Source organism: Arthrobacter sp. KBS0703 (genome assembly GCF_002008315.2).
Taxonomy (GTDB): Bacteria; Actinomycetota; Actinomycetes; order Actinomycetales; family Micrococcaceae; genus Arthrobacter.
Window position 1 is genome coordinate 3,520,502 of sequence record NZ_MVDG02000001.1, and the last position, 14,956, is coordinate 3,535,457.

A 14,956-nucleotide genomic window follows, 5' to 3' on the forward strand; every position below is an offset into this window, starting at 1 on the left:
CGTACAGCCAGTACGCGGGCGGTGCCGCGTCGTGCCGGGTTTATGCTCTGTAGGCTTCGCGGCCAGGGGGCCGGGGAACCCGGCTAGCGGACCACGGCCAGCGCGAAGCCGTCCCAGCCCTTGGACCCCACCGTCTGGATCACCGTGGCGTCGAGCCTGGCGTCCTCCCCCATCAGCTTCAGCGCGCTGACGATCCCCGGGGCGTTGACCTCGTCCATGGACGGATCCAGCACCGCACCCTCCCACACCACGTTGTCCATGACAATGCTGGTTCCCGGCCGGCCCAGCCGGACAGCCCAGTCCAGGTACTTCGGGTTGTTCTCTTTATCCGCGTCGATGAAGACAAAGTCGAACGGTGCGCCGCCCTCGGCCTGCAGCGCAGCAAGCGTGTCCAGCGCCGCGCCTATCCGGATCTCCACTTTGTGGCCCAGCCCGGCAGCGTCCACATTCGCGCGGGCTATGTCCGCGTGTTTGGTGAGATATTCACACGTGACCAGCTGGCCGTCGTCGGGAAGTCCCTGGGCCATCCAGATGGTGCTGAATCCGGCCAGCGTGCCGATCTCCAACACCCGGCGCGCGCCGGAAGACATGATCAGCAGCTTCAGCAGCTTGCCCGCATTGGCGGTCACCTCGATGGGCGGCATGCCGGCGTCGACGGCGGACTGCACCGCGCGCTTAAGCGCACCGTCCGGATGGACCACGACGTCGGACAGGAACTCTTCTACGGCCACCCACTCGGGCCGGGGCTTGTGCTCAAACATGGCCCCAGTCTCCCAGCAACCGCGCTGGCGGGCTAGACGTACTGCCAGCACCCGCCGGCGTCGCCGCTGCCTTCTGCGGCGGGGTCAGGAACCCCCGGCTATGGCGCTTTCCAGGCGATCGACTTTTGCGGTGATCTCACCCGAGAAGCCGGGCCGGATGTCCGCCTTGATCACCAGGGACACCCTGCTGCCGAACTTGCCCACCGCCTCCGTCGCGCGTTTGACCACGGCGAACACCTCGTCCCATTCGCCCTCGATAGTGGTGAACATGGAATCGGTCTTGTTGGGCAGCCCGGACTCCCGGACGATGCTGACGGCGGCGGCCACGGCGTCGTGCACGGACGCATCCGCTGCGCCACCGGCCCCCGCGTAGGCAGGGTCGGCAGGAATTCCGGACGGGGCGACTGAAAATGCAAGCAACATGGGTCCAGTCTGACACGGTCCGCCAGACTCCCCCGGGCGTGTGCTGCGTCATATTTGGCGCTACCACTGGGTAACGAAGTCGGGAAGACACGGCGTTGCTAACCTTTATTCATGAACCTCGCAGTAGAGCGCAAACCCCTCCGTGCCGACGCTGCCCGCAACGTGGACAAGATCATCAACGCGGCCCGCGAGTGCTTCCGCGAGTACGGCCCGGACGTTCCGCTGCAGACCATCGCCGCCACTGCAGGAGTGGGACCGGCTACGCTCTTCCGTAATTTTTCGGACAAGGAACAACTGGTCCTGGCGGCGCTGAACCGCCAGCTCCGGCTCCACGTGGACCCCGTCATCGATGTTGCTCTGGCGGGCCCGGACGCGGCCGAAGGCCTCTTCCATGTCATTGACGCCGTCATGGCCGCCGCCAGCGAGAACGCCAACCTGCTGGGCGCCGTCGCCGGGCGGCGGGACCTGCTGACCGGTATCACCGGCAGCCTGATCGAATCCGTCGGCGTGCTCCTTGGCCGCGGGCAGGGGCAAGGGACGCTCCGCATCGACATCTCACTGACGGACATGGTGAGGCTGCTGGCCATGCTGATCGGCGTGGTCGACACCATGGAACCGGGATCCGATGCCTGGCGCCGCCCTGCCGCGCTGGTCGAAGACGCTATCCGTTCGGAACGGCCCGGCCGGCCGCTTCCGCCGCAGGTTCCGCTGCCCAGCGCCCAGTTCGAGTAGCCCGGCTCCGCCCCTTCCGGGCCCTTTCGACGCGGCCCCCTCTATTCCGTCGAACCGGCTTGCACAGTAAGCTAGGCGCACCAGTGGTTAGGCAGCCAGCCTCGGGAATTCCATAACGGAGTACACAATGTCATTCTCCACTCGTGAACATTTCACCCCGGCTGCGTCAGCATGAACCGCTCTCAGCTCGCACATTTCATGAAGCTGTCCGAGGACCCCGAAGCCACGTTGACCGCGGCCTCCACCGATGACCTCGGAATCATCGTGGACGCGCTCTACCGCAACCTGGACACGCCTAAGCCGGTTTTCGGAGCCCAGGACTGGTATGACCTCGCCACCGAAGAACTGGCCCGGCGCACGTCCTCCGCCGCATCGGACTCTTACGGGGCAGCTTCTTCTCCGGACGCCTACGGGGCCGCCTAGCCCATTCCAGGGCCGGGCCCTTCCTTGGAGGATGTCGCCTGCCTTTAGGGTGCCGCCTGTGCCTTTAGGGTGCCGCCTGGAATCCCTGGCCTAGGAATCCTTCGGCGTGGATTCCGGCGCCCGGGATTCCTGGACCGCTGATTCAGGGGCCGCGTCCTTGGCGGGCGAGTGCTCCTTTGCGTGCGCCTGATGCTCAGCGTCGTGGGCGTGCTCCTTCGCCTCGATCAGGTGCTGCTGCAGCTTCTCCTCCGCCTCCCGGCGCCGCCGGGACGTGTCGCGGAGCTCCCGCGTGGATTGAGAGCCGCTTACCTCGATGTAAGGAGCGCCCGTCCTGTCATGTCCATCCTTGTGGGACTCCGGCTCGCCCGGGGCTGAATTTTCGTTCATGGTCAGTTCGTCCTCTCTGAAGCCAACAAAACCCTGCGCCGCTGCATTAACTGCGTCGCTCCACCACCTACTCAGTCACACCCGGCCTGACACGTCAATGCCGGGGCCGGGTCAAACGCCGCCCGGGAAGGCCTCTGGCCGTGCGGCGTGAGTGCGCAATGCGGAGCTGACGCACTCACTCATTGCCTGGAGCGCGATCAGCTGCGCTTCCCGGACCTGGGGCTTGAGTGCGTTGATGCAGATGGCCTCATCCGCCGACTGTGCCAGCGGATTGGGGGCCCGGCCAGTCACTGCCCACACCACGGCACCTGTCGCCTTGGCCGCCGCGGCCGCGTCCAGTAAGGCATGCCGGTGCCCGCTGGCTGACACGACCAGCAAGACATCATCGGCGCGAATATGGGCTGCCACCCTGCTGGCCGCTTCTTCCGCAGTGCCCTGCGCAATTTCGATTAGGCCGGCCGTTCCCGCCCCGGCCGCCGGAGGGGCTCCGCGGAGAGCGATGACGGAGAAGGGCCGGCGTTCGCCGGAGTGGCGGCCCAGCAGTTCGGCCGTGAACTGCTGCACCTCGGCGGCCGAACCGGCGCTGCCGGCGGTAACCAGCCGGTTCCCGGCGAGGAGGCGCCGGGCCAGCTCCTCCCCCCACTCCGCCAGGCGCGAGGATTCATTCCGGAGCGAGGCGACGGCGGGACCCACCTGGCGCAGGTGCTCCAGAACGATGTCCACCGGTGCTTTCACGGCGAACGGGGCCTCGGCGACGCGAGTGCGCGACAACCGGCTGACGGCTTTCATTTTTCCAACTCCTCTTCACTTCGAGCAGTTGCTGCGCTTTGTTCGGCTCACTCTGCGCGTAACTGCACAACGGGCGGCACGCCCCTGATGGCAGGGCGCGCCTGGCCTCACTCGTCGTTGGCGGCCGCGGCTCGTGCCAGGAGCTCACGGTTTATCGCCGCCAGGGCCGCCAGCCTTGCGGGGTTTCCGGAGAGCTCAAGCTCCCGCCCGAGACGATGGCAGAGGGCGGCCAACTCGGCTTCGGGAACGTCGGCAAGTGACCTGAAGTGGGTGAAGAATCGCTTCTCGGGCAGCCCCGCGACGGCATGCCTGCGGATGCCAAAAGCTCCGGGAGGCAGTCGATTGTCCATAGTTCACCACTAGTACGGTTCATGGCGGCTGACTGCTTAGCCTCTTAGAGCATACAACGCATGTGACGCAGGCCACTAGGCGCCGCCCCGGGTGGCGCCGGGTCCGATCAGTTCCAGCCCGCCAGGCGAAGCAGGGCGGCGGCGCCGGCGCCTGCCAGCACGACCACCAGGAAGGGAGCGCGGAAGAGCAGGGCAACGCCGGCCGTGGCCAGGGCGCCCAGCCGGGCGTCGACCACCAACGCCTGACCCGACGCTACTGTGTTGACGAGGGTCAACGACGCGAGCAACCCGATGGTCATGGTGCCCGCCACCCTGGACATCCGGGGGTTGCGCAGCAGGCTGGCCGGCACAAGATACCCCATCAGCTTCCAGCCGTAGGCCAACAGGCAGGCCAGCAACAGCCACATCCAGAGGCTCATGCAGCACCGCCCGGGAGGGTGCCGGAGCCGGGGCGCGGCCCGTGGTGGTGCTCGGTGTAGGGATCGATATCCGGTTCCAGTCCTTCGTCGCGGCGGCCGTGGCTGAACCAGCCGATGGCGGCCGCCACCACTGCCGCGATCAAAATGGGGACGCCCGCGGGAACGAACGGCACGGCCAGCACGGTTGCGAGCGCGCACACGACGGCGATGGCCACCGGTTCACGGCCCTTGAGCCGCGGCCACAGCAAGCCCAGGAACGCCGCCACAGCCGCGCCGTCGAGGCCCCATTGCTTCGGATCGCCGAGCGCGCCGCCAGCCAGCGCCCCGACTGCCGTGAAGATGTTCCAGAGCACAAAGATCCCTATCCCGGCGGTCCAGAAGCCGCGCTGCTGCTCGGCAGGGTCCGTCTGACCCGTGCTCGTGGCCGTGGACTCGTCGATGGTCAGCTGCGCGGCGGCGTAGCGGCGCCAGCCCTTGGGCTGCAACAGCACGTTGAGCTGCATGCCGTAAATGCCGTTGCGCATCCCCAGCAGCGTGGCGGCGCCCATGGCGGCGAGGCCGGAACCCCCGCCAGCAACCACGCCGATGAACGCGAACTGGGAGCCTCCGCTAAACAGCAGCAGGCTGAGGGCCATCGTCTGCCAGAAATCGAGTCCCGACGTCACGGAAAGGGCACCGAAGGAGACCCCGTACAGCCCGGTGGCAATGCTGATGGACAGGCCTACGCGCACCGCCGGGGACTGCAGGAGCCGGGAGGGCCAGGTGTTGGGCATGGCACCACTCAACCACAGCGGCAGGAAGGGAGCTAAGCCGGCTAGAGCTGGGCCAGGACCTGGGCAGGTTTGTTGGTGGTGATCTCGTGAATGCCGAGCCCCTGGCACAGGGCGACGTCGTTCTCGGCGTCCACCGTCCACACCCGGAACCTGCGGCCCGAGGCCAGCCAGCGCTGAACGGTGCGGGCATGCTGGCGCACATAGTCGATACCGGGTCCGGCCATGCCCACTTCGCAGTCGTTGAGGATCCGCTCGCCCTCCAGCTGGGCGGCCTTCATCACGTTGGCCACCGCGCCGCCCGTGATCGGCCCAAGGCCCAGTTCTTCCCGGACTTCGGCGACGTTGATGTCGTCCAGCAGCTGGCAGATGAATTCGCCAGGTACGGTCTTGCGGAGATGCCGCACCGAGTCCGGGCTGAAGCTCATGAAAGTGACCCGGATGTTGCCCAGCCGGGACGTCAAGGGATCCCAGCCTCCCCTGCGCAGGACCTCCAGCACCCTGTCCTCGAGTTTCAGCTGGTACGGGCTGGGATGCTTCAGTTCGATGGCAAGCCCGATGTCCCGCCCGGAATTCCGGAGCAGGTCCAACAAGTCAGGGAGGGTCAGGAACTGCTCCGACTGGGCGCCGTACGCCAAGGGGATATGGACGCCCTTCCACGACGAGAAGTCCAGCAGCCGCAGTTCGTCGATGGTCCGTTCGGCCACCGGGCCGGTGCCGTCCGAGGTGCGGTCCAGGTTGGCGTCGTGCAGCAGAACGACGTGCTGGTCGCGCGTCAGCTGCACATCACATTCCACGCCGTCTGCCCCGTCGGCCAGGGCCCGGAGATAAGCCGCCCGCGTATGCTCCGCAAAGTCTGCGCTGGCACCGCGGTGGGCATAGACCAGGGGACGGGCTGGGGCTGAGTCCTCGATCGTCATGGTGACACGTTAGCGGACAGCCGGTACGGAAGCGGGACTAGGCTGGGCACATGCAGGTGAACTCTGAGCCAACCACCCAGCCGGCAGCTCCTCCCGCAGGACCGCAGGCACCCTCCAGCCCGGCGCCGCCCCGTTCCGCCGTCGCGAATCGGCAGCTCAGCGCCGGCGACGCCGAGAAGGCCGCCGCCCTCCGGAAAATGAAGCTCCTCGCGCTTTCCTTGCTGATCGCCATGGCCGTGGTGTTTGTCGTCGCCTTCGCCCTGCAGAAGCAGTACCCCTGGCTGGAGTACGTCCGGGCCGCGGCCGAAGGCGGGATGGTGGGCGCCCTCGCCGACTGGTTCGCGGTGACGGCGCTGTTCAAGTACCCCATGGGCCTCAAAATCCCGCACACCGCCATCATTCCGCGCCGCAAGGACCAGATCGGGGCGTCGCTGGGAGAGTTCGTGGAGACCAACTTCCTCTCGGAGCAGGTGGTCCAGGAGAAACTGGCGAGCCTGAACATTTCCGGCAGGGCCGGCCAGTGGCTGTCCGGACCGGGCGGCGCCGAGCGGGTGGCCAAGGAAGGTGCAGCGGTCATCCGTGGCGCGTTCAAGGTCCTGAACGACGACGACGTCCAGGCGGTGATCGAGGGGATGGTCCGCAAGCATCTGCTCACCCCGCCGTGGGGACCGCCGGTGGGCAGGATGGCGGAGCGGCTCTTCGCCGAAGGGCACCACCACAAGCTCGTTGACCTGCTGTTGGACCGCGCCGCGGACTGGATGGCCGCCAACCATGAAACGGTTAACCGCCTGGTAACGGACCGCTCGCCGCAGTGGGTTCCCAGCTTCGTGGACGGCCTGGTGGGAGACAAGGTCTACCTCGAGCTGCTCAAGTTCACGCGCGCCGTCCAGACTGACCCGCAGCACCAGGTCCGCCTGTCCATCGACAAATACCTCACCGACCTGGCGCAGGACCTGCAGCACGATCCGGCCATGATCGCCCGTGCGGAAGGCATCAAGGCCCAGGTCCTCGGCGACCCGGAGGTCCGCGAACTGGCCTCCCGGACGTGGGCTACCATCAAGGACGCGCTGCTCACCGCCGTCGACGATCCGGACAGCGAGCTCACCGTGAAGTTCAAGGCGGCCGTCCGCGACTTCGGCGCGCGGCTGGTCAACGACGACGAACTGGCCGGCAAGGTCAACGCGTGGATCGGCGACGCCGCGGGCTACCTCGTGCGCACCTACCGGTCCGACATCGCCGGGGTGATCACCGATACCGTGGGGCGCTGGGATGCCGAGGAGACGTCGCAGAAGATCGAGCTCCAGGTGGGCAAGGACCTGCAGTTCATCCGGATCAACGGCACGGTGGTGGGGTCGCTGGCCGGGCTTGCGATCTTCACGGTTGCGCACCTGACCTTCGGCTAGCACGGGCTGCTCTTGACAGGGCGGACCGCCGAGGCCACGTTGGTGTCTACAGCGCCGGCCGGTCACCTCCCGGGCTATCCCGTGCGGACACGATCCGGCCCCGGCGTTGGTTCCGCAGCGTCCGGAATGAGGTGCCATGAGCCGCAATCCCTGCTCCTCCCCTGGCGGACCAACAGTGTTCGGGCGCGTCCGCCGGAGATCGCCGGCCCGGAACAGGGGCCGGCTGTTGTGCCTCCTGCTGCTGACCACGGCACTTTCTGCCCAGTCCCTCCCGGCCGCCGGCGCCGGCCCTGATCCCGACGGCGGCTACCGGCCAGGCAGCCCCGGCCTCGGCGATCCGTACTATCCGCTGGACGGCAACGGCGGTTACGACGTCGCCCACTACCTGCTGGACCTCAGCTACGACCCCGCGTCCAACGTCCTTGCCGGTTCCGCCACGATCCGTGCCGAGGCAACGCAGAACCTTTCCGCGTTCAACCTGGACCTGGACGGCCTCACGGTCCGTTCCGTCACGGTGAACGGCGAGGCTGCGGCCTTCAGCCGCAGCGGCACGGAGCTCACAGTGACCCCGCGCGAGGGCCTCAGGGACGGACGGGAGTTCGAAGCCGTCGTGAGGTACGGCGGCGTACCGAAGACCCTTGCCGCCCAGTTCGGCACCTCCGGGTTCATCCACACCGACGACGGCTCTCTGGTGATCGGGCAGCCCCATGTGGCCGCCACGTGGTTCCCCGCCAACGACCACCCGTCGGACAAGGCCGCCTTCACGTTCCGGATCACGGTTCCGGAGGGGCTGCAGGCAGTGGCTAACGGCGTGCTCCGCGAACACGAGACGGAGACGGAATCGGGGCAGCGCCGGACAACCTGGGTCTGGAACGCCGAGGAACCGATGGCCACCTACCTTGCGACCGCGAGCGTCGGCCAGTTCCGGCTCCACGCCTACCGGGACGGCCGGATCAGCTACGTGGACGCCATCGATCCCGACCTCTTCACGCCGGTGGTGATGCCACGGACCGGCGCGGACTTCGCGTGGTCGCACGCCGGCACGGGTTCATACACGCGCCTGACCAGGACCATCCGCGTTCCGCAGGCCGGAGCCCGTCTCTCCTTCTGGCTCACCCGGAACATCGAAGCGGGCCGCGACTTCACCTTTGTGGAAGCGCGAACGGCAGGGGCCTCCGACTGGACCACGCTGCCGGATGCCAACGGCCACACGTCCGCCGATACGGGCCGGTCGTGCACCGGTCTGCTGGCGCTCCACCCGTTCCTGAAGCACTATCAGACGTCCGGCGGCAAGGGAACATGCGCGCCCGCAGGCAGCTCGGGTAAGTGGTGGGCGGCCACGGGGCAGGGCACCGGCTGGGAACCGTGGGCGGTCAACCTGGCCGGTTTCGCAGGGAAAAGCGTGGAAGTCTCGATCACCTATGTCAGTGATAACGCCATCCCCTTTGACGGCGTGTCCGTGGATGACATCACCGTCTCCATCGGGGAAGGCTCCACGTCCTTCGAGAAGGACGGCAACACCCTGGACGGCTGGACGGCAGCCGGCCCTCCTGCCGGCAGTCCTCCCGGCGCAGGCGGCTGGACCGCCGGAACGCAAGGGCCGCCGTCGCTCGGCGACAAAGTCCAGGCGTCCTTCAAGAGGCAGCCGGAGATCATCAGGTTCCTGGCCGGGTTCCTGGGCCCGTACCCGTTCACGGCCGCCGGAGGGATCGTGGATGACGTGCGGAACCTCGGGTTTGCGCTGGAGAACCAGACCAGGCCCATCTATTCCAGGCTCTTCTTTGCCACGCCGAAGGGCGGCGACTCGGTGGTGGTCCACGAGCTGGCACACCAGTGGGTGGGCGATGACCTCTCGGTGAAGAAGTGGCGGGACATCTGGCTCAATGAAGGATTCGCCACCTACGCAGAGTGGCTGTGGAGCGAGCGGGAAGGGCGGGAAACCCCGCAGCAGCTGTTCAACTTCTATGCCACCGCCATTCCCGCGGAAGCACCGTTCTGGTCGGTCCGGATCGGCGATCCCGGAACGGCGGCCCTGCTCGACTTTGCGGTCTACGCACGCGGCGCCATGACGCTGCACGCGCTTCGCACCCGCGTGGGCGACGAGGTGTTCTTCGGCATCCTCAAGGAGTGGACGGAATCCCACGCCGGCGGCAACGTGGCCGGCGCGGACTTCATCGAACTGGCCGGGGAGCGTTCCGGCCAGGACCTGACCGCCTTCTTCAACACGTGGCTCTACACGCCGTCCAAGCCGGCTGGGTTGAACGCAGTTGCACTCAATTCCCCGTCCCCGGCCAGGAGCATGCCGGAGACCGCACAGTTCCTGCAGCAGCGGCTCCAGGCCGCCGTCAGCTCCCGATAGCGCCGAGGAAACGGATCCGCTGGCCGGGCCGTGCCTGGCCGAGGAGATCCAGGTCAGCCCACCGCACGACGGCGATCACGGGGTAGCCGCCCGTCACTGGGTGGTCTGCCAGGAACACGGTCGGAAGGCCCGACGGCGGCACCTGCAGTGCGCCGAGCACGGCGCCTTCGCTGGGCAGTTCCTCCGTCCGGTTCTGACGGAGCGGCCGGCCCAGCAGGCGGGCCCCGATGCGGTTGGACTCCGGCGACACGGTCCAGAACTGGCCGGTGAGCAGGCGGAGGGACGCGTCGTCGAACCAGTCAGCCCTGGGGCCCCGGACCACACGGAGGGTGATGGGGCTGGCCGGGTCCGGCGCGCGGCGGAATACCCGGCGGAGATCATCGGGCGCCGGGAACTGCGCCGTTGCAGTAGCCGCGGCGCCCGGACTGCCCGAAGTGCCGTTACCGCGGGTCAGGGCGATGGTGTCCCCCGCTTTCAAGGGCGGCGGTCCTTCGCCGGAGAGCAGGTCGGCGCTGCACGACCCCAGAAGCGACGGGGCGGCGATGCCGCCGGACACCGCCACGTAGTAGCGGACTCCGTACGCCGGCGGAGCGAATGCCATGACCGCTCCCGGCGGAACCCGGACGGCCTGGTTAAGGTCTATGTCAGCGCCGTTGACGGTGACCCTGCCCTCGGCCCCCGTCACGGCCACGCTGGCTCCGGTGACGAACCGCAGGCGGAGTCCGCCCAGCAGCACCTCGAGCCCGGGCGCCCCGGGCGCGTTGCCCAGCAGCGCGTTGGCCAGCATCAAAGATTTTCTGTCCAGCGCACCGGAGGGGCTCAGTCCCAGATCAGCCGATCCCCGCCGGCCCAGGTCCTCGATGAGCGTCAGCAGCCCGGGGTCCATCACCACGATGCCCATCAGGCCTCCTTGAACCGCACGGTGTCGCCCGGCCGGATCAGCGCCGGTTCCGGCCGGGCCGAGTCCCACAGCACCGCCGTCGTGGTTCCGATCAGCTGCCAGCCGCCAGGAGAGGAGCGCGGATACACGCCGCTGAACTCGCCGGCGTGCTGCGGCGGGGCACGGTCAGCTGCCCGCCCTCGGTGACGAGGTAGACGAAGCCGGGCGCAAATCCCGCAAACGCCGCCGTCCAGTGCGCCCCGGTGTGGCGCCGCACGACGTCGGCCTCGGTGGTCCGGAGAAGTCCCGCCACCTCGGCCAGGTCCGGGCCGCCATACTCCACAGGGATTTCCACGGTCCGCCCGGACTCAGCAGCGCTGTGGTCCGGCTCTGCGGCGGACAGCCAGGCCAGGACGTCCGACGGCGCCAGCACGTCGGGGTCGAAGGTCACCAGCACCGTCCGCGCGGCCGGGACGACGTCCACGACGCCCTCCGGACGGCCCGTCACCCCGGCGCCGACGAGGCCGCGGTAATAAGCGATGACGGCCGCCAGGTCCGGCAGCTCCACGAGGAAGGCGCCGTCGCCGTAGGGCACCACTGCCGGCACCTCAGGCGAAGGGTTCAAGCTCCACACCAGCTTCGTGAAGGCCCGCCCTGACGGCGGCCGCCATGCCCACGGCCCCGGGCGTATCGCCATGGATGCACAACGAATCCGGGTCCACGCGCACCACCGAACCGTCCACGGCCACCACCTCGCCTTTCAGCGCGAGGCGCACGGCCCGCTCCACGATGGGGCCGACGTCGTGCAGCACGGCCCCCTCCCGCGAGCGCGGCACCAGGGTGCCGTCCGGCAGGTAGGCGCGGTCCACGAACGCCTCGCGGAACACAGGGTGGCCCGCTTCCTCGGCGTGCTTGAGCAGCTCCGAGCCCGGCAGGCCAAGGACCGGAAGGCCCGGATCGTACGCGTGGATGGCCGCCACGATTGCCGAGGCCTGTTCGGCGTCGTGGAACGCCCGGTTGTACAGGGCTCCGTGCGGCTTGACGTAGTCCACGGACGCGCCCACGGCATGTGCCACCCCGTCGAGCGCGCCGAGCTGGTACAGGACGTCACCGAACAGTTCGTCGAAGGACATGTCCAGGGAGCGCCGTCCGAATCCCGCCAGGTCACGGTAGCCCACGTGCGCGCCGACCGTGACATCCAGCTCGAAGGCGGCACGGCAGCTGTCCAGCATGGTGACCGGATCCCCCGCATGGAAACCGCACGCCACGTTGGCGCTGGTGACGAGCTCGAACATCGCGGCGTCGTCGCCCATGGTCCACGAGCCGAAAGACTCGCCCAAATCAGCGTTCAGATCCACCGTTGCCGCCTTCCGGCGCCCGGTTCAGCGGCGCGCCTGCTGTTGATTGTGCTAATGTCCCCGCCGTTGCCTTCAGTTCCCCCGGGATGGTGTCCGGCAGCGGGCCGAACGCCTCCTTGGCATTGGCCACCACCGCACGGCCCATCATGAGGTTGCCGGCGCCGCCCACGACGGCGCCGATGCCGAACGGCAGCGCCCGCCCCAACAGTGCCGTGCCCTGCCGCTTCAGCAGGCTCCGCAGGAAGACCTTCTGGACGTGCTCGCGGATGGATCCGAATCCGGATGCCGGCATCTTGCGGGCCAGGACATTTCCCCAGGCCTGGGTGGCGCCCTTCCCCTTCCCCAGGGCCTGGCCGCTTAGCGACCCGAGGAGCGCGGTCCCTTCCTCACCCAGCATCACCGCCATGACCATGGTGCTGGCCTTGTCCGGATCCGTCATCCGGATGCCGTGCAGTTCGGCCAGCGACGTCGCATAGAGCGCCGTTGCTTCCAGGAACGCCACGGTGGCTGCGGCAGAGAGGCCGAGCGAGGCGATGGTTCCGACGCCCGGCACGACGGCCGTGGCGCCCACCAGGGCGCCTCCGCCGGTAACCGCCGCGAGGTAGTCGCGTTCCATTCTCGCCGCCAGCTGGGTCGCCGAAGCGTGCGGGGAGCGCCGCTGGAGGCGGCGGATGTACGACAATACGAGCGGCCGCTGGATGTCCACCGCGCGCAGCAGCAGATTGTGGACCCCCGGCTTGGGATTGCCGTGGGCATCGAACACCGCGTTGTGTGCTGTTTCCTGCGCGATTCTCACCGCCGGATTGCGTCGCCTGGCCATGTCACCTCTACCTCGATACAGCTTCTCGGTTCGGCCGACAGCGGGTTGCTGCCGTCCAGCCTTAACACTAGGCCACGCCCTTGATGCGGTGGCCCCGGGAGCAGGCTGCGGGTGGCAGAGCCTAGATCGCCCAGGACTCGGCCACGGCCAGGTACGCGGAGGAGGACGGCCCGCGCGGCCCCGGATACACCGTGGGAGCGCCCGGCCATTCCACTCCGAATTCGGTCAGCCTGCCGCTGCCGCATGGCAGGTAGACATTGCTCAGCACTGCACTCACCGGCCCCAGCTGGAAGTCGGGCGCGGAAAACTGCCGCCGGTCCAGCACGCCGGAGATCTCGAGCGACGCGCGGCGCCCGGTGGCGCTGAATCCGCGCTCAAGGTCCAGTTTGACGTCGAACGCGTCGTCGGTGTGGCTGATGGCACCCAGCGGGAAACGCGCGGCCTCCGGGAAGAAGCGGGTCAGCTCGGAGGCAAGGGTTGCGGCGAAGAACTCGCTGGAGCCGTAGCTGCGCCAGCCCTGGAGTGTGGCCACGAGCAGCGCAGTCCCGGTGCCCCATTTGGACCAGTCGGCCATCCAGAAGGACGCGAAGCAGCTGGCGGGCTCACCGGGAACGTGGGTGCCTGTCCGGTCCACGGGGTGCAGGGCAAGGCCGCAATTGGCACCGATAAGCGCGACGCTGCGCCGCCGCGGTCCGGCGGGTATGTTCCCCATGCCACGAGCCTATCCCGGCCCGCACGTTCCCCCGGGCACGGGCTCGGCTTAAGATTGCCCTGTGCCACTCCCCCAAGCCCTGCGTCCGTTTGCCCACCGCGAGTACCGGGTGCTGATCGGTGCACTTGCCGTGTCCATCTTCGGTTCGGGCATGTGGGCCGTGGCCATGGTCTACCAGGTCATCCACATCGGCGGCGGGCCACTTGAACTCTCCCTCGTGGCGACGGCGGGAAGCGTCGGGCTGGTGGCGTTCGTGCTGGCCGGCGGCATTGCGGCGGACCGTGTTCCGCAGCGGCTGCTGATCATCGCGGTGGAGGGCACCAACCTCGCCGTGATCGCCGGCATCAGCGGGCTGGCGATGGCGGGCTGGCTGCAACTGTGGCATCTGGCGGCCGGCGCGTTTGTGCTGGGCGTTGGCGCGGCATTCTTCTTCCCGGCGTACTCCGCGATCCTGCCCCGGATTCTGCCCCCGGAGGATCTGCTGGCGGCCAACGGCATGGAGGGAACCATGCGGCCCATCCTGCAGCAGGCGGCGGGACCGGCGGTGGCAGGCATCGTTGTGGCCGCGTTGTCGCCGTCCCACGCCGTGACGGGCGTGGCCGTGTGCCACTTGCTCGCCTTCGTCATCCTGAATTTCCTCGGCCAGCACGCACTGGACGCCCCCGCCAACGGGGCCGACCATGGATCATCGGCCGCGCCCGCGGACGGCCACACCGCGGAACCACCGGCCAGGAAATCGTTCTTCCACGACCTCCGGGAGGGAGTCAGCTACACGCTGCGCACGCCGTGGCTGCTCTGGACGCTGCTGTGGGCCTGCATCTCCGTGCTTTTCCTGATCGGCCCCATCGAGGTTCTGCTGCCCTTCGTGGTCCGCGATCAGCTCGGTGGCGACTCCAGCATGTTCGGTTTCCTGCTCGCCGTGATGGGCGTCGGCAGCGCCGCGGCCTCGCTCGTGACCGCCGCCTTCAGGCTCCCGCGGCGGTACCTGACCGTGATGATGGTGTCCTGGGGCGCCGGCAGCCTGCCGCTGGCCGCCGTCGGGATGATGGACAGTTTCTGGATGCTGGCCCTGGCGCTGCTCATTTTCGGCGCCACGGGCAGCGTGGGCATGGTCATCTGGGGGACGCTGCTGCAGCGGCGGGTTCCCGCGCACCTGCTGGGACGCGTCTCCAGCCTGGATTTCTTTGTGTCGCTGGCCCTCATGCCGGTGTCGATGGCACTGGCCGGCCCCGCGGCGGCGGCGCTCCCCATCTGGCTCATCTTCCTGCTGGCCGGAGGAGTCTGCCCCGTCATGGCGGTCCTGGCGATGGCCGTGGCCAGGATGCCCGCGGACGAAATCGCCCATCCGCTGGAACGGCGTCCCACCCTCTCCGCGGACGCCGAGGCCAGCCGGTAGGCAGCAGCCCAACCGCCAAATAACTGATGGCCGGCTACCCGGACGGGTAACCGG

17 protein-coding genes and 1 pseudogene are annotated in these 14,956 nt (G+C 68.3%); 5 read left to right on the top strand and 13 right to left on the bottom strand.

The window, feature by feature from the left end:
- Nucleotides 1-83: 83 nt before the first annotated feature.
- Nucleotides 84-761: an O-methyltransferase gene (locus tag B1A87_RS16350; RefSeq protein ID WP_144275850.1), complete on the bottom strand. Its 678-nt coding sequence runs from the start codon at nucleotides 759-761 to the stop codon at nucleotides 84-86.
- 84 nt (nucleotides 762-845) lie between these two features.
- Nucleotides 846-1,184 carry a thiamine-binding protein gene (locus B1A87_RS16355; protein WP_144275851.1) on the bottom strand — a complete coding sequence of 113 codons (339 nt, stop codon included), beginning with the start codon at nucleotides 1,182-1,184 and terminating at the stop codon, nucleotides 846-848.
- A gap of 111 nt (nucleotides 1,185-1,295) precedes the next feature.
- Between B1A87_RS16355 and B1A87_RS16360 the strand changes: the two genes are divergently transcribed.
- Nucleotides 1,296-1,916 carry a TetR/AcrR family transcriptional regulator gene (locus B1A87_RS16360; protein WP_078029103.1) on the top strand — a complete coding sequence of 207 codons (621 nt, stop codon included), beginning with the start codon at nucleotides 1,296-1,298 and terminating at the stop codon, nucleotides 1,914-1,916.
- Between the two features lie 171 nt (nucleotides 1,917-2,087).
- Nucleotides 2,088-2,339 carry a hypothetical protein gene (locus B1A87_RS16365; RefSeq protein ID WP_139362877.1) on the top strand — a complete coding sequence of 84 codons (252 nt, stop codon included), beginning with the start codon at nucleotides 2,088-2,090 and terminating at the stop codon, nucleotides 2,337-2,339.
- A gap of 90 nt (nucleotides 2,340-2,429) precedes the next feature.
- On the opposite strand, the gene B1A87_RS16370 is transcribed toward B1A87_RS16365, so the two are convergent.
- From B1A87_RS16370 to B1A87_RS16395, 6 genes are all read right to left on the bottom strand, one after another.
- On the bottom strand, nucleotides 2,430-2,726 hold the full coding sequence (locus tag B1A87_RS16370; RefSeq protein ID WP_139362876.1) for a hypothetical protein: 297 nt from the start codon (nucleotides 2,724-2,726) through the stop codon (nucleotides 2,430-2,432).
- A 111-nt stretch (nucleotides 2,727-2,837) separates the two neighbouring features.
- On the bottom strand, nucleotides 2,838-3,515 hold the full coding sequence (locus tag B1A87_RS16375; protein ID WP_078029101.1) for an SIS domain-containing protein: 678 nt from the start codon (nucleotides 3,513-3,515) through the stop codon (nucleotides 2,838-2,840).
- Between the two features lie 107 nt (nucleotides 3,516-3,622).
- Nucleotides 3,623-3,865, bottom strand: coding sequence for a hypothetical protein (locus tag B1A87_RS16380; protein WP_078029100.1), 243 nt, complete (start codon nucleotides 3,863-3,865; stop codon nucleotides 3,623-3,625).
- A gap of 107 nt (nucleotides 3,866-3,972) precedes the next feature.
- Complete coding sequence (locus B1A87_RS16385) at nucleotides 3,973-4,284, bottom strand: AzlD domain-containing protein (RefSeq protein WP_078029099.1); 312 nt, start codon at nucleotides 4,282-4,284, stop codon at nucleotides 3,973-3,975.
- Entirely contained in the window at nucleotides 4,281-5,057 is a 777-nt protein-coding gene (locus tag B1A87_RS16390) for an AzlC family ABC transporter permease (RefSeq protein WP_139362875.1), read from the bottom strand. Before B1A87_RS16390 ends, B1A87_RS16385 begins: the two co-directional genes overlap by 4 nt.
- A gap of 41 nt (nucleotides 5,058-5,098) precedes the next feature.
- Nucleotides 5,099-5,974: a glycerophosphodiester phosphodiesterase family protein gene (locus B1A87_RS16395; RefSeq protein ID WP_078029097.1), complete on the bottom strand. Its 876-nt coding sequence runs from the start codon at nucleotides 5,972-5,974 to the stop codon at nucleotides 5,099-5,101.
- 50 nt (nucleotides 5,975-6,024) lie between these two features.
- Here B1A87_RS16395 and B1A87_RS16400 point away from each other — a divergent pair, with 50 nt between their 5' ends.
- Nucleotides 6,025-7,377, top strand: a complete 1,353-nt coding sequence (locus B1A87_RS16400; protein WP_078029096.1) for a DUF445 domain-containing protein — start codon at nucleotides 6,025-6,027, stop codon at nucleotides 7,375-7,377.
- 136 nt (nucleotides 7,378-7,513) lie between these two features.
- Entirely contained in the window at nucleotides 7,514-9,736 is a 2,223-nt protein-coding gene (locus B1A87_RS23115; RefSeq protein WP_185982349.1) for a M1 family metallopeptidase, read from the top strand.
- On the opposite strand, the gene B1A87_RS16415 is transcribed toward B1A87_RS23115, so the two are convergent.
- The 5 genes and pseudogenes from B1A87_RS16415 to B1A87_RS16435 form a co-directional block, all read right to left on the bottom strand.
- Complete coding sequence (locus tag B1A87_RS16415; protein WP_078029095.1) at nucleotides 9,723-10,637, bottom strand: biotin-dependent carboxyltransferase family protein; 915 nt, start codon at nucleotides 10,635-10,637, stop codon at nucleotides 9,723-9,725. The genes B1A87_RS23115 and B1A87_RS16415 overlap by 14 nt on opposite strands.
- A pseudogene (locus B1A87_RS16420) lies at nucleotides 10,637-11,313 on the bottom strand (allophanate hydrolase subunit 1). The gene B1A87_RS16415 and the pseudogene B1A87_RS16420 overlap by 1 nt, the downstream one beginning before the upstream one ends.
- Nucleotides 11,225-11,974 carry a LamB/YcsF family protein gene (locus B1A87_RS16425; protein ID WP_078029094.1) on the bottom strand — a complete coding sequence of 250 codons (750 nt, stop codon included), beginning with the start codon at nucleotides 11,972-11,974 and terminating at the stop codon, nucleotides 11,225-11,227. Before B1A87_RS16425 ends, B1A87_RS16420 begins: the two are co-directional and overlap by 89 nt.
- Entirely contained in the window at nucleotides 11,958-12,794 is an 837-nt protein-coding gene (locus tag B1A87_RS16430) for a hypothetical protein (RefSeq protein WP_078029093.1), read from the bottom strand. Before B1A87_RS16430 ends, B1A87_RS16425 begins: the two co-directional genes overlap by 17 nt.
- Nucleotides 12,795-12,915: 121 nt before the next feature.
- Nucleotides 12,916-13,506: a hypothetical protein gene (locus tag B1A87_RS16435; RefSeq protein WP_078029092.1), complete on the bottom strand. Its 591-nt coding sequence runs from the start codon at nucleotides 13,504-13,506 to the stop codon at nucleotides 12,916-12,918.
- A 61-nt stretch (nucleotides 13,507-13,567) separates the two neighbouring features.
- Here B1A87_RS16435 and B1A87_RS16440 point away from each other — a divergent pair, with 61 nt between their 5' ends.
- The gene (locus tag B1A87_RS16440; protein WP_078029091.1) at nucleotides 13,568-14,902 is read left to right on the top strand and encodes an MFS transporter; all 1,335 of its coding nucleotides are present in this window, start codon (nucleotides 13,568-13,570) and stop codon (nucleotides 14,900-14,902) included.
- Nucleotides 14,903-14,956: the final 54 nt, after the last annotated feature.